Origin of the sequence: Pontibacillus yanchengensis (genome assembly GCF_009856295.1) — a bacterium.
In the GTDB taxonomy this organism is placed as follows: domain Bacteria; phylum Bacillota; class Bacilli; order Bacillales; family BH030062; genus Pontibacillus; species Pontibacillus yanchengensis_A.
Map to the genome: position 1 here is coordinate 698,576 of NZ_WMEU01000001.1, position 18,803 is coordinate 717,378.

Annotated in this window: 18 protein-coding genes and 1 riboswitch; of the genes, 9 read left to right on the top strand and 9 right to left on the bottom strand. The window is 36.5% G+C overall.

Annotated elements, in window-relative coordinates:
• Positions 1 to 40 precede the first annotated feature (40 nt).
• The gene (locus GLW08_RS03395; RefSeq protein ID WP_160847160.1) at positions 41 to 577 is read left to right on the top strand and encodes a ferritin-like domain-containing protein; all 537 of its coding nucleotides are present in this window, start codon (positions 41 to 43) and stop codon (positions 575 to 577) included.
• A gap of 67 nt (positions 578 to 644) precedes the next feature.
• Here the strand turns inward: GLW08_RS03395 and GLW08_RS03400 are convergent, their stop codons facing one another.
• On the bottom strand, positions 645 to 1,883 hold the full coding sequence (locus GLW08_RS03400) for an S-layer homology domain-containing protein (protein ID WP_160847161.1): 1,239 nt from the start codon (positions 1,881 to 1,883) through the stop codon (positions 645 to 647).
• A 767-nt stretch (positions 1,884 to 2,650) separates the two neighbouring features.
• A complete protein-coding gene (gene pgmB, locus GLW08_RS03405; RefSeq protein WP_160847162.1) occupies positions 2,651 to 3,319 on the bottom strand; it encodes a beta-phosphoglucomutase in 669 nt (222 codons plus the stop codon).
• 181 nt (positions 3,320 to 3,500) lie between these two features.
• Here pgmB and GLW08_RS03410 point away from each other — a divergent pair, with 181 nt between their 5' ends.
• The 3 genes from GLW08_RS03410 to GLW08_RS03420 all read left to right on the top strand — a co-directional run bounded on the left by GLW08_RS03410 (position 3,501) and on the right by GLW08_RS03420 (position 6,155).
• Complete coding sequence (locus GLW08_RS03410) at positions 3,501 to 3,878, top strand: hypothetical protein (protein WP_160847163.1); 378 nt, start codon at positions 3,501 to 3,503, stop codon at positions 3,876 to 3,878.
• Between the two features lie 124 nt (positions 3,879 to 4,002).
• Positions 4,003 to 4,332: a four-helix bundle copper-binding protein gene (locus GLW08_RS03415; protein ID WP_160847164.1), complete on the top strand. Its 330-nt coding sequence runs from the start codon at positions 4,003 to 4,005 to the stop codon at positions 4,330 to 4,332.
• A gap of 1,505 nt (positions 4,333 to 5,837) precedes the next feature.
• A complete protein-coding gene (locus GLW08_RS03420) occupies positions 5,838 to 6,155 on the top strand; it encodes a hypothetical protein (RefSeq protein WP_160847165.1) in 318 nt (105 codons plus the stop codon).
• Positions 6,156 to 6,380: 225 nt separating this feature from the next.
• Here GLW08_RS03420 and GLW08_RS03425 read toward each other — a convergent pair whose 3' ends face one another.
• The 4 genes from GLW08_RS03425 to GLW08_RS03440 all read right to left on the bottom strand — a co-directional run bounded on the left by GLW08_RS03425 (position 6,381) and on the right by GLW08_RS03440 (position 9,539).
• Positions 6,381 to 8,057 carry a D-alanyl-D-alanine carboxypeptidase family protein gene (locus GLW08_RS03425; RefSeq protein WP_160847166.1) on the bottom strand — a complete coding sequence of 559 codons (1,677 nt, stop codon included), beginning with the start codon at positions 8,055 to 8,057 and terminating at the stop codon, positions 6,381 to 6,383.
• 202 nt (positions 8,058 to 8,259) lie between these two features.
• Positions 8,260 to 8,655 carry a secondary thiamine-phosphate synthase enzyme YjbQ gene (locus GLW08_RS03430; protein ID WP_160847167.1) on the bottom strand — a complete coding sequence of 132 codons (396 nt, stop codon included), beginning with the start codon at positions 8,653 to 8,655 and terminating at the stop codon, positions 8,260 to 8,262.
• A 167-nt stretch (positions 8,656 to 8,822) separates the two neighbouring features.
• Positions 8,823 to 9,239: an RDD family protein gene (locus tag GLW08_RS03435; RefSeq protein WP_423808688.1), complete on the bottom strand. Its 417-nt coding sequence runs from the start codon at positions 9,237 to 9,239 to the stop codon at positions 8,823 to 8,825.
• A gap of 42 nt (positions 9,240 to 9,281) precedes the next feature.
• Positions 9,282 to 9,539: a hypothetical protein gene (locus tag GLW08_RS03440; protein ID WP_160847168.1), complete on the bottom strand. Its 258-nt coding sequence runs from the start codon at positions 9,537 to 9,539 to the stop codon at positions 9,282 to 9,284.
• A 154-nt stretch (positions 9,540 to 9,693) separates the two neighbouring features.
• Here GLW08_RS03440 and GLW08_RS03445 point away from each other — a divergent pair, with 154 nt between their 5' ends.
• From GLW08_RS03445 to GLW08_RS03455, 3 genes are all read left to right on the top strand, one after another.
• Entirely contained in the window at positions 9,694 to 10,152 is a 459-nt protein-coding gene (locus GLW08_RS03445) for a LytTR family DNA-binding domain-containing protein (protein ID WP_160847169.1), read from the top strand.
• Entirely contained in the window at positions 10,142 to 10,543 is a 402-nt protein-coding gene (locus GLW08_RS03450; RefSeq protein WP_160847170.1) for a DUF3021 domain-containing protein, read from the top strand. Before GLW08_RS03445 ends, GLW08_RS03450 begins: the two co-directional genes overlap by 11 nt.
• Positions 10,544 to 11,497: 954 nt before the next feature.
• Positions 11,498 to 12,736, top strand: a complete 1,239-nt coding sequence (locus GLW08_RS03455; RefSeq protein ID WP_160847171.1) for a YeeE/YedE family protein — start codon at positions 11,498 to 11,500, stop codon at positions 12,734 to 12,736.
• 291 nt (positions 12,737 to 13,027) lie between these two features.
• Here GLW08_RS03455 and GLW08_RS03460 read toward each other — a convergent pair whose 3' ends face one another.
• The 3 genes from GLW08_RS03460 to GLW08_RS03465 all read right to left on the bottom strand — a co-directional run bounded on the left by GLW08_RS03460 (position 13,028) and on the right by GLW08_RS03465 (position 15,913).
• Positions 13,028 to 13,873 (bottom strand): oxidoreductase, encoded by an 846-nt coding sequence (locus tag GLW08_RS03460; RefSeq protein WP_160847172.1) that lies wholly within the window; start codon positions 13,871 to 13,873, stop codon positions 13,028 to 13,030.
• A gap of 150 nt (positions 13,874 to 14,023) precedes the next feature.
• The gene (locus tag GLW08_RS21560; protein WP_202406393.1) at positions 14,024 to 14,599 is read right to left on the bottom strand and encodes a hypothetical protein; all 576 of its coding nucleotides are present in this window, start codon (positions 14,597 to 14,599) and stop codon (positions 14,024 to 14,026) included.
• A 525-nt stretch (positions 14,600 to 15,124) separates the two neighbouring features.
• A riboswitch (TPP riboswitch) is annotated at positions 15,125 to 15,228 on the bottom strand.
• Between the two features lie 73 nt (positions 15,229 to 15,301).
• On the bottom strand, positions 15,302 to 15,913 hold the full coding sequence (locus tag GLW08_RS03465; RefSeq protein ID WP_160847173.1) for a trimeric intracellular cation channel family protein: 612 nt from the start codon (positions 15,911 to 15,913) through the stop codon (positions 15,302 to 15,304).
• 172 nt (positions 15,914 to 16,085) lie between these two features.
• On the opposite strand from GLW08_RS03465, the gene msrB reads away from it, so the two are divergent.
• The gene (gene msrB / locus GLW08_RS03470) at positions 16,086 to 17,231 is read left to right on the top strand and encodes a peptide-methionine (R)-S-oxide reductase MsrB (RefSeq protein ID WP_160847174.1); all 1,146 of its coding nucleotides are present in this window, start codon (positions 16,086 to 16,088) and stop codon (positions 17,229 to 17,231) included.
• A gap of 232 nt (positions 17,232 to 17,463) precedes the next feature.
• On the top strand, positions 17,464 to 18,714 hold the full coding sequence (locus GLW08_RS03475; RefSeq protein WP_160847175.1) for a CNNM domain-containing protein: 1,251 nt from the start codon (positions 17,464 to 17,466) through the stop codon (positions 18,712 to 18,714).
• The last annotated feature ends 89 nt before the right edge of the window (positions 18,715 to 18,803 follow it).

Below are 18,803 nucleotides of genomic sequence, written 5' to 3' on the forward strand. Positions count from 1 at the left end.
GAAAACTAACCGCAGAATCTAATTAAAGGAGATGACTAATATGAAATGGATATTATCAAGAAAAGTAAGATGGATATTAATCGCAGTAATGTTACTTGTATTTATGTTCTCTTCCCGTATGAATGCTCAAACCTCCTTACCAAGTGACTTCGGAGCAAAAGGAGCATTACAAGATCAAGATATATCTATTGAAGAAGCATTAACGTATGCCATTCAAGATGAATACTTAGCTCTAGCAAGATATGAAGCTGTTACCAAAAAATTCGGGACAATTCTTCCTTTCTCTCAAATCATTCAATCTGAACAGCAACACATCGAAGCATTAACACGCTTAATGAATCAATATAAGATCGAAATACCAGAAAATAATGCACAACAATACGTATCTGCACCAAATACAATAAAAGAAGCATTTCAAGATGGTGTGAAAGGCGAACTTGACAACATTGCCATGTACGAAGCATTCTTAACAATTGAAAAATTACCAAACGATCTAGCGAAAGTATTTTCTAACTTACGCGATGCTTCTAAAAAGCATTTAGTAGCTTTTAACTTCGGACTTGCTCAATCAAATTAATTATACACATCAGGGGTTGTATTACAGCTAATTGTACATATCATCCCTTGATGTAATCAGGTATGGGTTAGGAATTGTTAATGGAGTCATCTAATCTGTCCCATATCATATAAAGTTCACTACCTGTAATCCTTTGATCAGGTTTGAACGTACCATCAGGATATCCTTTTATTAAACCTATTTTAGTTAATCCAGTGATATAATGGTTAGCCCAATGATCTGAACGAATATCAGAAAATAAAGGTGATAAGCTAGGTGGCACCTCTAATGCTCTCGCAAGAAGAGCTACCATTTCAGCACGTGTAATAGGCTTTTCAGGATAAAATGAATCTTTTTTTCGTATTACTCCCATATCGGTTAAACGAACCAACAATGGATATAGTTTATTTGAGGTTTGTATGTCATTCCATTCAAAAGAAAATTTAGGCTCCATAACTCGAGGTGCTAAGTACTCGAAAAAATGTATAGCTTCTTCTCTAGTGATAGTCTTTGAGGAATGCATGCTCTTTGCATATGTTATAACCCTTTCATAAGAAGCTTCATCTCCCCATCTCCATTCAGAATCAGGAGATTGAAAAGATAGCCCATTTCTTTCTGAATAGGTTTGTAAAAAGGTGTTTGCCATTTGTTTATAGATTATTTCATTCGGTAATAGCGTAACGGAACTCCTCTCGATTGGTAAATAGATAGGAGCTTTTACAAATGTTGCGTTTATATTTTCTTCTGTCGATTCTTTTAATGTTTTGTTTAACTGCATGATAAGATCTTTCGTAATGTCTTTCATGAATGAAGGAACATCTGGTGTGGCATACCCCATTACATATACTTCTACTTCTGGTTGAGTTTCTTGTATAAGGTCAAGAGACTGACTTATATTACGTTCAACTTTTTGTAGAGATTTTCTTACAACGTAATCATTTACCGTAATGCTCCCACTATCTTGTACAGTAAGCAAATACTGAATATCATTTAAGCCAATTGAAATAGTAATAAAATCGGACACAGATATGCCTTGCTGTACAGCCTTTCCCTTTAATTGTGTCAACAGTTTGCTACTTGTTAGAAAAGGTTTCGGATAAGGCTTGTCAACATATATGTTATAACCCTCATCCCTAAAAGCTTCGCTTATGAAATCTACATACCCCTCTCCCACATCGCCATTTCCAATCAATCCACTAGCCCAGGCATCGCCTAACACAAGGTAGCCTATATCGTCTTTCTCCTCACCTTGTACATGATGGTAACTATTCATCACTAAGTAAAATAAAACTAGTCCACAACAAAATAAGAATGGAGCCTTCTTCATGAATGTACCCCCTGTATTGGCCAATACTTTTCTATTTCATTTCGCATAAAAAAAGAATATTTCTTTTTATGTATATGACCCTACATCCTCCAGCTATGTATGAGATATTCTTTTTGAAAATAAGGCTATCTTAAATAATGAACATAAATAGGCAAGAAAAGTTATTCAATAAACGAGGCATAATCTGGAATACTTGAAATCAAGATAAATTTGGTAATCCCGAAGGAGGGATGTTTCCGTAGATTTAGTTAGAATAAAGGTGGTGGGACTATATGTTTCATGCTTTGCAGAACAACCAAGATATCTTTTAATAAAATGTGTTTTGTCACAAAAAGATATGTATTTGCCTAACGAAGAACGTATATCATTTGTGTACACCCACAACAAATGGCGATGTTTCCGTTAAACCAAACGAATGCAAAGATGGGCCTGGAAATGGCGAGACTCCCGCGGAAAAACGGATGTGTCGAGACCCCACAGGGCCGCATTTTGGCCCGAGGAGACGAATCGATCCAGATGAAGTTCGACTCAAACCGTCACATCGTGTGACAACGTCGAACGACCCTACATCCTGTAGGGCCGCAGGAAAGCGAGCTATTTCCAGGCCCATCTTTTCTCTAAATAATACAACGGAAACATTTCTCTTACCCAGATTATCTCGAACTCAAGTCTTCAAGATAATGGGGCTATAATGGAATAAAATGTGTGTATATAAGGCGTGTATGATGAACTTTGAACAACAAGAAAAACCGTCCTATTCAAATGGACTATTTTCCTTTTTTGCTATCTAATTTTTTCTGTAATGTGTCCAGTGAAAGCTCCCTTGTTGATTCAATGTGCCAATCTGCTTGTTTCAAGAAGGAAGCTGTTCCTACACCGACGGAAAACATAGAAGTAGAAAAGATAGCTTCCAAACCCGCTTCCCCATCTTCAATAGCAACGCAGTTATTATAACTCGCACCTAATTGATCTGCTGCGGATAGAAAAATCTCAGGGTCGGGTTTCCCCTTTATCAATTCTTTAGGATTCATAATAACTGAAAAATAGTCAGTTAAGCCAAGCTTTTTCAATACCATTCGAGCATTCGAGCTAGAAGATGCCAATGTAATTGGAATATCTGATTGTTTCACCTCTTCCAAAAATGGAAGAATACCAGGCATGATGTTTTTCTCTGATAAGCTAGAAATATATTCTTGATAGTAGCGATTTTTTCGCTCACCAAGGTCAATCTTTTCTTGATAAGTATAGCTCCGATTGGAACGACTTGCTAATGCATTAATTAGATCTTGTCGAGGTCTTCCTTGATAAGCCAAGTTATCTTCTTCAGAAAATGGTACTCCCATTTCATCTGCCACTTTTTTCGTAGATTTATAATAATAGGGTACCGTATTCACAATCACACCATCTAAATCAAACACAACTGCATCTATCTTCATGGTGACCCTCCTCAAAATATCTTTTGCCTATAGTGTACATGATTTTCTGTGAAAGTAAAAAAACTAGTAAGAATAAATAAATACAATAGAGCAACCTATTTGACTTTGAAATATCTGAACATTTATGATAACTTTAATAAAATTTCTCATAATAAAACCATTCTAGAAAGGAGCCAACCAATTGTACCCTTCTTTTGTCGCGACCACATCGTTTGAGCATGAAGTCGATCGTAGCTTGGATACAACACCATCCTATACTTTGTCCATCACAAAGGGTGATCAGTTATCCCTTACAGAAGAAAGAAGATATGTTAAAGGGATTGGCTGGTGTATCAAAGTATTTCTAAATGGTGAAGACAGCATTAACTTAGCCATAAAAGAGTTAGAGAACCTTTATCAAGAGGAGTTTATTCGTTCCCTAATGGATGTCCAATTAGATTTGAATTATTGCCAATTTAAAGTAGACAAAGCACTTGATGATAAAGACAAAGAAACATTTGATGAATACGTAGCAAAACTAGAGAATTTAGAAAAACTTTTACCACTAACCACTAGCTAATAGTACTTGTAGCACCTTCTTAAATCCCATTAGAGAAGGTGCTTTTTTTATCTATATTTAAGTTTAAAAAACAAAAATAAATGGTAAACCTTACTAGAGCTAATTCTTAGGAGGTACTATTACTATGACTCATGAAAATTTTCCGTCTGTATTAGAAGCGTTACATGAATGTATGGAAGCCTGTAATCATTGCTATGATGCTTGCCTACAAGAGGAAGACGTAAATACAATGGTAGAGTGTATTCGTCTGGATAGGGAATGTGCTGACATCTGTGCATTTTTAGAACAATCCATTACTCGAAACTCTCCGTATATGCAAGAAATTGCTAAAGTTTGTATCACAGCATGTGAAGAGTGTGCTGATACGTGCGAAGCACACCACCACGATCATTGCCAAAAATGCGCTAAAGCATGTCGTAAATGTGCTGAGGAATGCAGAAAGATGATTGCGTAATCCATAATTTGATGAAAGAGTTCATTTCCTGTAATAAGCTAAACAGGGAATTGACTCTTTCTTACATAACTATAGATATTTTTCTAAATATTTCACTCTACAAAAACTTACACCTCTCCCCCCCATTCAACATAATCCCATCTAAATTTTTTAAAACCTTCCCTATTTTACTCGAAATCCATCGAACATTGTTGATATTTTTGTTGTTTAATTTGTTTGAAATGACGGTATAGACTATTACAATCAAAGATACATGTTGTTCATTTCAAAAGCATCTCAAATTCAAGGAGGAGAATGGAATGAAAATTAAAGCTAGTAGCTGGAGAATGCTGACAAGTCAAGATAAGTTGTTTATCTTAAAAGCAATGAGCCAACGTCCCCATCTAGTTAAAACGGTTTAATTCCATGTCGAAACAATCTTGCCTCTATTAAAATTCCTTTTCACTCAAACAAGAATATATTTTAGATACTAAGCTAAACATTCACCAAATTAAGAGTCATATGCAAAAAACGAGATATCATATAATCGTTAATCCCTTAACTTGAACTTATTATCATTGATGATAAGGAGGAAAAAGAAACATTTACTCATTAGCATATAGTTGAGGATAATTCATGTTAATCCTCCCCACACCTCTTACATCAATGTTTATTACATAATACATTCACCGTAATTTACTGAATGATGCGTTGATTAAGTATGTCCTATCATACCATGGTAACTTTAGCGATATTTACCAGTAGAGAGAGAGAAACATACACCCTTCACCTATATCATTTACTTTTTAACTTATTATGCTTAAAAAGTATTCTTAATAAAATATACATCCTATAAATCCCCTTAATTGATTATTTCTATTTGACACCATACAACCAATTAGTCCCCTGCTTCCCTCCATCAACGTTTATCTATTCATACAATTGTTAAATTTCTTCATACAATAACTTACATTAAATGTTAAAATAAAATTAACTACACTACGGTATTTGAAACATATATGAAGGAGAAAAAGTTTATGAAAAAATTGTTTATCACCAGTTTATCATTCATATTCATCTGTTGGACAAGTCTTGTTTTAGCCATTATATCGATGTCTTCTGATCCATCCCTCTCTGAAACCATTATGTTTACAATATCTGCTTTTTTTACTATTGTTCTAATCCTCGTGACCATCTATCTACTAAACTACCATGATACACCTGAGTTTTACGCAATATCCCTAACCATTGCCACCATAGGGAATGTAATTCTTCTTATACAAATACTCCCTTCAATTATAAATGTCATCATCATGTACTCAGTTTATCTTCTTTTATTATTATTCCTTACACTATATAGCTTTTACAGCGCCCTAACTTCACGTCCAAATCTACCTAGAATGTAGATTTTGCTACTATCTTCCGTTAAAAATACCCTGAAGTAAAACGACTAACTCTATACATTCCCACATAATAATGTAATGTAGACTAACCAGTTACTACTCTACATGAAGGTGGGGATACAATTGAATAAACATTTGGAAGAGGTTAAACAGGGAATTTATATCAACAAAGATGACCCAAATTATTTAGAAAAATGGGTTCGCTATTCACCAAATAATCGAGATCGCCTATATGACTATGGAGTATTTCTTCTTGAAAAGGGGGAGGCAGAGAAATCAATCGTGTATTTGCAAAAAGCTTCTGCATTAGGACATGTAAAAGCTAAACGTCATCTAAACCAACATTTGCTCACTGAAACCATTCCAACACTTCCTCGCTGGCTTCCTTACCTTTATCTTTCTATTATCTTAGCAGGATTTCTTGCCCTAGCTTTTATATAATAATTCAAAACACTTTTTTTAAGCCTTTCCTTCATTAGTAAAGAAAACCTCTAAATGCTCGGCGCATACTTTATATATACACAAACAGACGAAGTCACTAGATAATAAGAAAAGCGCAATCACCCTCATAATCTTCTAGAATAAAAAACCATCCTTGCCCGTTTCTAATTACAAGGATGGTTTAAAAATTTTTCAATATAAAATCTAGCAAATACGCTCTACGTTTTAAATTCCAGTTACACTTTGAAAATATTGTTCAAGTGTAAGATTGTTATCATGGATAATTTCTGCATACTCTTTTCCTACATAGCGGAAATGCCAAGGTTCATATTGATAGCCTGTTACATCCTTCTTGCCTTGAGGATAACGCAAAATAAATCCATATTGATGCGCATTCTCTGCTAGCCACTTTCCAGCCTCTGTATTACCAAAGCGTTGCACAAGATGATAGTCAACAGAAGGTGATGTAATATCCATCGCTAAGCCGGATTGGTGTTCACTGGAGCCAGGTATAGCAACTACTTCTTCTGCTGCTTCTCTACCAGATTCTTCAACTTCTTGCTGGAATAATGTTTGCTGACGTTCAAATGAACGATAACCAGATGTAGCAAGTATATTTATACCATCCTCTCCAGCAGCATCAAACATCACTTCAAGATGATTGGCTGCTTCTGGTCTCATCAGTGCTTTGTTCAATTTTTGATTTCCAAATACAAAGTCCACTTCCGGACGTACAAGTTCTGGTAAATAGCTTGATGGCAAATAGTTATTCTTATTTACAAGCGCTAGCTGGTTTTCAGGATTTTGGATGACTGGCTTTCCATTTACTTGGTCTATATTGTTAAAATACTGACTTTGCAACAACCAAGTCGGGTCCAAATAATCATTCGGTAATACTTCAATATGATGAAGAACATTTTCTTGATACGGATATACAAGTTTCACTGTGTAATTTTCTAACTCATAGATTTGCTCGATTGTAGACTCATTTTGTTCATTGATACGATCTGGTTCACCGAACCTATCTGGCATTTTGTCTTTTGTTAGACGCTCATCCTTAGGGAAGTACATGAATTTAAACATATTTTGAGGTCTTTCTCCGTTGAAGCTATATATACATTTCCCGTATTCTGCAGAGAATCCGTTATCAAAATCTAGTCTTTTTTCAGGACTACCATGTGTTTCCTTAAATTCTTCGTACGTTGTCTCTTGATTTAGTGAGGCGAAGCAATTACGAATCTTTCCATCTTCAACATTCTCTAATAGATTTGAACTAACTGTTGGATTTTTAAATTGATCATCCATTGTTCTTGCTAAAAAGATTGAGAATTGAGCACGGGTGGTAGCGATGTCAGGCCTGAATGTTTGGTTTGGGAATCCGACAGAAATACCATTTGAAACAACCTTGGTCATATATTGTCGGTCGTCTGCTACGTCACGGAAATCTGGAGTGATTGGACCACCCTCTAGGTTGTAAGCTCTTGTAAGTACCGCTGCCATGTCAATTCGTTTAATGCTTTCACTAGGCAAAAATCGATTGGATGGTGTCCCTTGATAGATTCCCTCATCTACAACGGTTGCAACATACTTATAGTGTGGGTGATCTTTGGAGATATCTTTCAAATTAGGATCAGGTCGATTTTTCGTAGATAAATCTAAAGCCCTTGTAAGCATAATAGCTGCTTCCATTCGAGTCACATCATCACCTGGTCTAAAACTACCATCCAGGTACCCCTTGATAATAGTTTTATTTGATAGATATTGAATCTCTTCATAACCTGTTACATCTTCTGACAAGTCATTGTATTGCGTATCTGCTTCCACAAAATATGAGGACCATGGGGAAAAGACAAAGCAACTTGCCGCAACCACCATCCCTATTTTCCTCACTAATTCTTTCATCACCATTCCTCCTCCCTAGGTGTAAACGTTCTCTTATCATTTAACCTGCCATTATATAGGTCAAACCAAAAAAACTTATTAAGATGATCATTGCTAGATTACAATCATGTCAATCTAACAATGTTCTCCTAATAAGAGTTTCATTTACACCTTTAGACGAGGGTTTAGTGAATTATGTTTCAAAATAATGAAGTTTTTACGTTTACATGATTCTAGCCACATAACGTCTACTGCGAGGGCCATCGAATTCACAAAAATAAACTCCTTGCCACGTACCTAATACTAGCTTTCCATCCTCCACAATGATGGTTTCAGATGAGCCTACTGTACTTGTTTTTAAGTGAGATGCTGTATTTCCTTCTCCATGCTTATCTTTCGAGTGCTCCCAAGGATAAACTTCATCCAGTCTCATCAACATATCCGTTTTCACATCTGGATCTGCGTTCTCATTAATTGTAATACCAGCTGTTGTATGTAAAGAAGAAACAATGAGAACCCCATCTCTTATATCATTATCACTAATCCATTGCTCTAACGTTTCTGTAATATCAACCATTTGGTCATGGTGCCTAGTCTTCAATTTAAACGTTTCCATCATAATTACTTACACTCCTTATTAATTGATAGTATTCTATTTCCTGCTCAGCCTGTGATAAAACTATAAATAAGTTTATTTCGCGTCCCTCACCAACTCCCAAATGCAGAGTTTGGAGCTAAACAAACGCTAAAAAAGCTGTCAATATATTAAAATGACAGCTTTTTTTATTACGGTTTATTATACGTAACGTACGTTCCAGCAATTAAATCATGTATAGCTCGTTTATCATCACGTAGTCCAATCATAAAAGCACTTACGATAAAACCAATACCAATGGTAGCGATATAAATGATACCACTCACAACAACTCTTAAAACCATTGTAAGAAAATCAACATTAGAGTCATCCATTTTCACAATACGTATTCCAAAAAGTCGTTTACCAATTACATACCCAGACCAGATAATCGGGACGACAATCGAATAAATAGGATTTACAATTCTTTCGACGTTATCCATAACGGTATCTCCTACTCCCAATAAGCTAAGGAATATCGAAATGGGGAAAAAAATAACCGCTAGTGCAATCCCATCTAACAGTATTGCGCCTAGTCTTATCCAGAAACCAGCAGGATTCTTCTCAATCGTCTCCAGATTCCTCACATCCTTCAAGGAGAGAATTCAAAACTAACCCAAACCTATAAAATACTTTGCTTCTTCAGCCTCTTGTTTAGGAACTTTCAAATCAAACTGTTTCATTTGAAAATGTTCGCCAACAGTAACCTCTTGAGAGTCCATATTAGGTGAATTATCCGTGACTTTAACTTTCACATCAATCCCTTTCGTCAACAAATGTTGATACTTTCTCATGTAATCACTTTGATCAAACGTCGTATAGATAATAACATTTCGTTTAGCTAGCAAATTTTTTATCCATTGAACCATGTATATCCCTTCCTTACAATATATTTATACGTTAACAAAACCTTCCTATGTGTTTATTCTTTCTTCTTATACATAACCAACTACATCTTATTCAAATGATGTAGCGGCAAAAAGAATAATTTGCAATACTTGTAATGAATCGAGGTGATCACGCATGCATGTAAATATTGATATTCGGGATGAATATAACGAATTATCTGTAACGATTCATGCTCAATCGTGGAGCAACGAATTAGACCAATTAATGGAACGGATCAAACATCCCATCCCTGAACGAATTGCAGGAACCAACCAAGAACAAACCATTTTAATCGAACCCGAGGATATTGATTTCATTTATGCGGAAAAACGAAAAGTGTACGCACGTATTAACCATCAAGACATTGAAGTAAAAATGAAATTATACGAATTAGAAGAGTTACTTGAAACTTTTCATTTTGCAAGATTTTCAAAATCAGTTCTTGGAAACACTCGGATGATACAAAAATTTGAAGTCGCCTTTAATGGTAATTTATGTGTTCACTTTAAGTCTGGTAATAAAGAATACGTTACAAGGAACTATGTCGTTTCACTTAAGCAAAAATTATTAGGAGGAGATGGAAATGGTCGTTGAATTATTAAAGAGAGGAATCGTTGGAATAGGTTTCGCTGGAATATTCACCTTTATTGCACTCACCATTATGAAGATAGTAGAAGTAGAAGCTTCCGTAGATGAAGTTTGGTTAAATATGTTGGGTAGCTTAATAGTGGGGATCTATTTCAGTTTCGCCTCTTTTATTTTTGATAAGAATGAATGGAGCCTATTAAAACAAATAGGTCTACACTTCACTCTTTCCATTGTAGTGTATTTTGCCCTTGCTTTTGGCTTTGGTTGGGTCCCTGCAGATCCCATATCGATAAGTATTGGTGTTGTTATTTTCATTATCATCTATTTAATATTTTGGTTTTCTATTCGTTCTTATTTGAAGAAAATGGCTTCTTCTATGAATGATGCAGTGAAATGATTCTCTACATCCTCTTTCCTATTAAAAGTTTCATTAAATATTACTTTTGATCTTCCATTATTGCCCATTATTTTGAAGACTTTAGTTCGAGATAATCTTCTTATCATAGTTAAAAATGCTAAAAAAGAGGGATGTTTCCGTTGCTTTCGTTAGAATAAAGGTGGCCTCTGCAACAACTCGCGTCCGGCCGGCCCTACACGACGTAGGGTCGTTCGACGTTGTCACACAATGTGACGATCTTAATCGAACCTTCCCTAATCATTCTACCTTCAGGGGAAAAACACCCTCAGGGGATCTTACCTACCTCTTTCTCCGGCGGGAGTCTCCTTGTTCCACGGCCACCTCCTGCGATGTTGGGAGAAACGGATACATGGCAATGGTGATTGATGTCTCCTCTATCTTAACGGACATATAATCTCTTATTTCCTGAAAAAACGCTTTTTATAGAAGTTAACAGGATACCTTATGTAACTAAATCCCCCCTTCATAAAGGGTGTTTTGCTTCAAATAAGGTATCCTATGTCCTTTGAGTACCGAAAATTGTCTTGTTTAAAGATATAACGCATCCTATGTCCGCTTTCACATTAAATTGTTCGGTAAGCTCTCCATAACAATTAAAGCAACAAGTATGCCGTAGTCCGATAGCAATACCTGGGCAGGATAGGTGGGTGGGAAACAACTCGCTTACCAGCTCGCCCGCAGGAAAGCGAGTTGTTTCCCACCCAACCCTACTCTTTTTACGCATCGGGCCACCCCTAATTATCTCGAATCCAAGTCTTCCAAATTATGCCTCGATTATTGAAGACCTTTTCTTACCTATTTTGTTCTCTCATAAAAATCAATAAAAGAATATTCAGTTGTTCAATCATATTTATTTACAAGTTTTCCATTCCATACTATTATAGTTTTCGAAATAATCCTTATTAAATTGATAGGAATTGAGGTGTATTAATCATGGAAACAGCAACAACAACTTCTAATCGTACATTTACAACTCAGATTGCTCAATTGAATCCCGTCCAGAAACCACTAGTAACGATAGGTATAATTGCAGCAATCGTGTTATTTACCATAACCGTAGTGGTAACAGGGTGGACACAAGGTGTGTTATTTATTATTGGTCTCGCCTTTGGAATCACTTTGCTTCATGCTCGTTTTGGTTTCACTTCAGCATTTAGACGATTAACATCCGTTGGAAATGTTCAAGGCATGCAAGCTCACATGCTGATGCTTGCAGTTGCATCCATTTTATTTGCCATCATATTAGGTACTGGATTTAGTTTTACAGGAGGTTCTCCAAGTGGGTACGTATTTCCTGTAGGCATGAGTGTTGTATTTGGATCGTTCCTTTTTGGAATTGGTATGCAAATGGGTAATGGGTGTGCTTCTGGTACTCTTTATAACGTAGGTGGTGGAAAAGCGTCTCTATTTATAACGTTATTTGGGTTCATAGTTGGATCTGTCATTGGTGCCTACCATTTTACTTGGTGGATGGATACACCTAGTTTTGGAGCTGTATCTCTTGCTACCGATACTGGGCTTGGTTATTTTGGTGGTGTTGCACTTCAGCTTCTTATCTTTGCTGGAATCTATGGTATTACAGTAAAGGTTGCTAAGAAGAAAAATCCTCCCAAAATGGAGCCACTTCCTACGACTACTGGATTGAAGAAACTAGTACGTGGTTCATGGCCATTGCTTGTAGCAGCTGTAGTTCTAGCTGTATTAAATGCAATTACTCTATCTGTACGAGGTAACCCATGGGGCATCACATCTGCCTTCGCTCTTTGGGGCTCTAAAGTCTTAATGGCTTTGGGTATTGATGTGAGCAGCTGGGGGTACTGGTCAGGAAGTACAGAAGCTTTACAAACAACCGTGCTAGCTGATTCCACTAGTGTAATGAACTTCGGAATCATTCTAGGTTCCTTTATAGCTGCTACTGCTCAGGGTTCTTTTAAACCAAAAATGTTTAAACCAGGTGTTGCCGCTTCTTCCTTAATCGGAGGAATATTAATGGGGTATGGAGCTCGTCTAGCGTTCGGTTGCAACATTGGCGCTTATTTTGGTGGCATCGCCTCCTTTAGCCTACACGGCTGGGTATGGATGATCATGGCACTAATCGGAACGTACCTTGCATTATTTATTCGACCACTATTTGGCATGAAAAACCCAAATCCTAAGGATTCAATCTGTTAAGGAAAAGCTCAGGGCGCCCTTTTAGCGACGTACAACCTGCTATCCACACGACATGGGTTAGTTCGATGTTGCTACGTGAGGTAGCAGGTTTAACCGAACTTCCTTCCCCTTGAAGGGAAACATGGTGATTGGTAGCGAACCGATGTTGACTTATCGTAAGGAGGAGAAGGAAGTTTGCTAGTCGCTGGGCTATATCGCCAAAAAACAAAGTGTCATCTTTCTTTTGTTGTAAGCAAAACTCCTGGTAACAATTGTTACCAGGAGTTTTTATAATGCAATGTATTTATCCACCTAAAGCTTCAACCGCTTTAAAAACTTACTTTCCCAAGTTGGCCACGGTACTACTTTTTTTAAACGGATCATGTTGCGTACTCCTTTACCTACAGGATAACGCAGATGTTTTACTTTACGCTTCTCTGCGACTGATGCAACTAGGTCTGCAACGTCTTGTGGTTCTCCTAAATCCTGTTCTCCTGCCTCCATCTCTGCTTCAATTTTTTCCATATAATGATAATAAGGGGATGTTTCTTGTAAAGATTTCTCACTAATTTGCTTCCCTGTTGACCATATATTAGTATTGAACGAACCTGGTTCTATAATAGCAACATTAATTCCATATGGTTTTAATTCTAATCGTAAACTTTCACTATACCCTTCTAGTGCATGCTTAGAAGCAACATAAGGAGAAATACCTGGAAAACCGACTAGCCCACTTATACTACTCATATTGATGATTCTGCCACTCTTCTGTTGTCGCATTGTTGGAAGCACTGTCTGGATAACAGCCATGGTACCAAATACATTCGTCTCAAACTGTTTCCTATATTCATCCATTGTAATCTCTTCACTAAAGCCCCCCAGAGCATAGCCCGCGTTATTCACCAGTACATCGATACGCTCAAGAGAATCAACAAATTGATGAAATTGATTGATTGAATCTTCCTTCGTTACATCCAGTGGTTCGAAGTGAATCCGGCTTAAAATCTCAGGACTTGGTACCGCTTCTGTTACATGATGTGTTTTTTCTAAGTTTCGCATTGTAGCATATACTTTAAAACCTCTTTTAGCCAGTTCTACAGTAATCAATAAACCAAATCCACTAGACGCTCCTGTTACGATTGCAATTTTTTGAACCATACTCTCCCTCTTTTCTAGCGAAACAGATAAAATTTATATTCATAACGTAATTCGTTAAAAGAATACATTTCCAGACTGTTTATACATATGTTTATCTAACTTCATTATGTAATGATAAATAGCACCACTTATTAAAAGAGATGCTATTGTTTAGCTCATCATATTTGTAACCTTGCCAGAATACTTGTTCACATAATACCAACCTATTGTTGCTGTATGAATATTATTTTCCTGTTCTATTTTTTCATAAACATGAACAACATATTTATCTGTAACCTCGTGATCGACTTCAATGGTGACATCCTGCTTGTTTTTCATAGAGAGGTGTTCAATGACTAAGTTAACAGCCTGTTGTTTCGAAATGCTGGTATTACTTGATTGTTTATCTTCTTCGCTTCCACTATTTTGAGCATCCTTTTCTTTCTTACTTTCCTGATCGTTATCTTGTTTGTTAGAGGAAGTCTTGCCAGTAGATTGTTGCTCCTTACTAGAATTATCGTTAGTTGAAGTTTCTTCTTCAGTGCTAATTTTCTCCTCTGTTCCATCTGAGTTTTGATTTGAAGGTTGTTCTTTATCGTCTTCTGCTGAGGTTTTATTAGAGGAGTTTTCATCTACCTCTTCCAAAGTTGATTGACTAGAGTCATCTATCGTTATGTCTTTATCTCCAGAACATCCGCTAGTTAATAGAATTCCTGTCAGAGACAAGATAAGTACAGTTTTGTTCATTGTTTGTCATCCTTTCTCCAAAGTACCTATACCATTTTTGTCATTCATTAGACGTACATTTTTAGTAAAACGTTTCAATGTAAATTTCTTTTACTAGGTATATAGTGGTGATATAGCACAACACTATAGCACACCGTACAAATACTTTTCAAAAGGTCTCTCATTTTGTTGTTATTTCTTTTTTCTATCGTTGAAACACAAGCATCCGGTTAGCGACGTACAAACTGCCCACAGGACGTGAGTTGGTTTGATGTTGCTGCGTGACGCAATTGTTTTTAATCGAACTCCCTATGAATCGTTTTGAGATAAAGGAAACACGAAGAGCGCAAGCGTTCGATGTTGACTTATCATAAGGAGGTGCAGGAAGTTTGCTAGTCGCTGGGCGCTGGACTGGACGTGGCCTCTATAACTTACTTAGTTATGCACAAGCCAACATTTTTATAATTTCCTAGAAAATAAAAAAAGCCCACCCTTGGAGGGTGAGCTTGGATATACGTATGTTACATTAATAACTACATTAGCCTAAACGCATGCTTTCTGCTTCCCTCCGTTGGTCTTAACCAAATCAGGTTCAAAGGGTCGGAACAAATCCTCTCAGTCATATATACATGACTCCCCTAGCTATTTTATTGTGTGTTTGTAATGGATTGGTATAATCCTAACAAAAGAAAACATGCTTGTGAACCACATTTTTCCTCATAGTTATATTCGATAAAGATCTCGGAAACGTAAATGCCAATTCATGTGGAAAGATAATAGTCTTAATGTGATAATCGCCACAAACAGTATATATAATTGAATTGGATTAGAATAATCTATAATTCCATACGCTATGATTGCTCCGGCAACAAGTGCCCAAACGGCATAAATCTCTGTATGTAAAACCATTGGTCTTCGCTGAGCTAATACATCACGTGTAACTCCACCACCGACCCCAGTTATAATGGCTGAAAATAATACAGCCCCAAAAGGTAAATCTTTATTCATTGCAAACAATGCTCCTTGGATGGCAAAAGCCGACAAGCCAAAGGCGTCCAAATACACATTCCAACGATTCCAAAACATGACCCACCTCTTAGGGAAAAAGTAAACAATCATAATGGTTCCAACAGCAACATAAAGGAAAATACCCTGTTCCCAAATATGGACTACATCCTGCTGAAGAAACAGATTCCTTGCTATGCCACCTGCAAAAGGCGTGGCAATCCCTAATATAATAACTCCAAAAATATCATACCGTTCACTCATAGCTACTATCGCCCCACTAAAAGCGAACGCAGCCACTGCAACAAAATTCAAAAAATCCCATGCCATCGTATTCTACCCTTTCATCAATCACTATTCCTATCTTAGCATATAACATCTTATGGTACTCCAGAAATTTTTGCTATAGCCCACTATAATTGTAAGGTTATCTGATATCCATGATATAATGAATATAAATAATCTCAACTTTGAGATATTCAGGTAAAGGAGCGTGACCTCCATGAAAAAAAGAACCTATTGGATTCTTGGAATTGTAGGTATTATTGCCGCCTTTTTGATTATCCCGGAAGCCTACCCTTATGTAACGAAACGATCTCATGATACAGAAGCCGTGAATGCTGAAAAAATCACAGACAATGAAGCTATAGCAACGTTTGCTGGTGGTTGTTTTTGGTGTATGGAACCCCCTTTTGAAAAAGTTAAGGGAGTAAAAGAAGTCATTTCCGGCTACACAGATGGCTCTAAGAAAAATCCATCCTATAAAGAAGTATCATCAGGAAGTACCGAACATGTGGAAGCAGTGATGGTGAAGTATGACCCACAAGTGATTTCCTATGAAGAGCTGTTAGACATCTTTTGGCGCCAAATCGATCCTACAGATGACAAAGGACAATTTGTCGATCGGGGACAACAATATACAACAGGAATCTTTTATCATAACGAGAAACAGAAAGAACTTGCAGAACAATCAAAAGAGGAACTTAAAGAATCGAATCGCTTTGAAGAAACGATTGTTACTCCAATAAAAGAGGCATCTACTCTCTACAAAGCAGAACAATATCATCAGGATTACTATAAGAAAAACACTACACGCTATAACATTTATCGAGATAACTCTGGTCGGGATGACTTCTTAGAAAAATATTGGGGAGACGATCTAAAACTGAACCTCCCAAAGAAAAGTGAGGAAGAAAATAAGAATCAGGCTTCAAGGCAAGAAGAGTTGAAACAAAAGTTAACAGATATGCAATATAAAGTCACACAAGAAGACGGTACAGAACCAGCGTATGATAATAAATATTGGGACCATAAGCAGGCTGGGATTTATGTAGATATTGTTTCTGGGGAGGCACTATTTAGTTCTACTCATAAATACAAGTCAGGAACAGGTTGGCCAAGTTTCACTCAACCTATAGATAAAGATTATATTGTGTTGAAGGAAGATAACTCATTATTTGGAACACGTACAGAAGTCCGCAGCAAAAAAGCCGACTCACATCTTGGTCACGTCTTTGATGATGGACCAGAACCTACAGGCAAACGCTATTGCATGAACTCAGCTGCCCTACGTTTCATTCCGAAAGAAGAAATGAAGGACAAAGGTTATGAAGAATATTTATATCTTTTTGAAGAGTCATCAACATAAGGTTGATGGCTTTTTTACATCTAAATTGGGTTTGATTTTACATATGTGAGCGTTAATAAGATTTATGAGCTAGCGTCTCATTATAAGAGCTAGCCTTCTAAACTAATACCTCTTTGATCATAAAAAAACAAAGATAAATAGAGCAGAATTAGTGATATACTTTCTTTTAAAAAACAAACCTTCTATAATAAAAATAATCTATAGTTAGGGAATTTTAAGGAGGAGTTACTAAGTGATTTTTGCTATTATATTCTTGCTTTTTGTTTCCTTGTTTTTTTCAGGAAGCGAAACAGCTTTAACAGCTACAAATAAAACAAGACTACAATCGAAAGCTAATAAGAATGATAAAAAAGCAGAGAGTCTATTGAATCTAATTTCAAAACCGAGCGAATTTATTACCACCATTCTAATCGGTAACAATATCGCTAATATCTTGCTTCCAACCCTTGTGACGACAATGGCAATTCAATATGATTTTAATGTAGGTGTTGCTTCTGCTATTTTAACTGTTTCAATTATTATCTTTTCGGAAGTTATTCCTAAATCGGTGGCAGCAACTTTTCCTGATCGTATAGCATTGTTGGTTTCACCAGTTATTCGGTTTTTTGTGATTCTGTTTAAGCCTATAACCATCATTTTAAATTGGATTACGAGTTATGTAACAAACGCATTATCCAAAGGACAACCACCTGACAATTCTGTATCAAAAGAAGAGTTACGAACAATGGTAGATATTGCTGATTCAGAGGGTACTTTTCAAAAATACGAATATCACAGAATAAAGGGTGTGTTAGACTTTTATAATTTAAATGTAAAAGATGTACTGAAAACACCTCGCGTGGAAGTTATTGCCCTTCCTAACAATTCAACATTTGAACAAGTACGAGATGTGGTATTATCAAATCCATACACGAGGTATCCTGTTTATGACAAGGATATGGACAATATCGTTGCCATATTCCATTCCAAGTTTTTAATTTCATGGTCTATGGAGCCTGAGAAGCCGATGGAAAACTTTAATTATCATGATCCCCTATTGGTTTATGAGTTTCATAAAGTTGAATGGGTATTTCGTATGATGACTAAAGAAAAAAAACATATCGCTATTGTCTTGGATGAATATGGAGGCACAGAAGGTATCTTGACTCTTGAAGATGTTATTGAAGCGATGATTGGTCTAGAGATAGAAGATGAGACTGATGTAGAAGTGAATCCCATAATAGATAAGCTAACAGAAACAGAAATCATTTGCGATGGAAAAATAACATTACATAAGTTGAATTCTATATTTGGAACCGATATTCCTGAAGATCAGGATGTTTTAGCACGGTATTTACTAGAGGAATTCAATACATACCCCAAAGAAGGTGAGCTGTTAGAAAGAAATAACCTGACATTTGAAATCATTAAAGTAGAAAGTCGGAAAATCAAGAAGGTTTTAGTGACAAAGCATGCTACTGACTCTACTGATCTCGAGCTATAAAAAAAGACGCGAATGCACGTTAACTGCACACGGCGCTGGTTAGTTCGATGTTAAACGATAAAAACTGCACGTATAGATCAGCTATTTCA

Excerpts from the sequence above, each read along its gene's own strand:
- GLW08_RS03395 (WP_160847160.1), top strand. The coding sequence starts at position 41 with ATGAAATGGATATTATCAAGAAAAGTAAGATGGATATTAATCGCAGTA.
- GLW08_RS03400 (WP_160847161.1), bottom strand. The coding sequence starts at position 1,883 with ATGAAGAAGGCTCCATTCTTATTTTGTTGTGGACTAGTTTTATTTTAC.
- GLW08_RS21560 (WP_202406393.1), bottom strand. The coding sequence starts at position 14,599 with ATGAACAAAACTGTACTTATCTTGTCTCTGACAGGAATTCTATTAACT.
- GLW08_RS03430 (WP_160847167.1), bottom strand. The coding sequence starts at position 8,655 with ATGATGGAAACGTTTAAATTGAAGACTAGGCACCATGACCAAATGGTT.
- GLW08_RS03460 (WP_160847172.1), bottom strand. The coding sequence starts at position 13,873 with ATGGTTCAAAAAATTGCAATCGTAACAGGAGCGTCTAGTGGATTTGGT.
- GLW08_RS03455 (WP_160847171.1), top strand. The coding sequence starts at position 11,498 with ATGGAAACAGCAACAACAACTTCTAATCGTACATTTACAACTCAGATT.
- GLW08_RS03445 (WP_160847169.1), top strand. The coding sequence starts at position 9,694 with ATGCATGTAAATATTGATATTCGGGATGAATATAACGAATTATCTGTA.
- GLW08_RS03440 (WP_160847168.1), bottom strand. The coding sequence starts at position 9,539 with ATGGTTCAATGGATAAAAAATTTGCTAGCTAAACGAAATGTTATTATC.
- GLW08_RS03450 (WP_160847170.1), top strand. The coding sequence starts at position 10,142 with ATGGTCGTTGAATTATTAAAGAGAGGAATCGTTGGAATAGGTTTCGCT.
- GLW08_RS03425 (WP_160847166.1), bottom strand. The coding sequence starts at position 8,057 with ATGAAAGAATTAGTGAGGAAAATAGGGATGGTGGTTGCGGCAAGTTGC.
- pgmB (WP_160847162.1), bottom strand. The coding sequence starts at position 3,319 with ATGAAGATAGATGCAGTTGTGTTTGATTTAGATGGTGTGATTGTGAAT.
- GLW08_RS03415 (WP_160847164.1), top strand. The coding sequence starts at position 4,003 with ATGACTCATGAAAATTTTCCGTCTGTATTAGAAGCGTTACATGAATGT.
- GLW08_RS03465 (WP_160847173.1), bottom strand. The coding sequence starts at position 15,913 with ATGGCATGGGATTTTTTGAATTTTGTTGCAGTGGCTGCGTTCGCTTTT.
- msrB (WP_160847174.1), top strand. The coding sequence starts at position 16,086 with ATGAAAAAAAGAACCTATTGGATTCTTGGAATTGTAGGTATTATTGCC.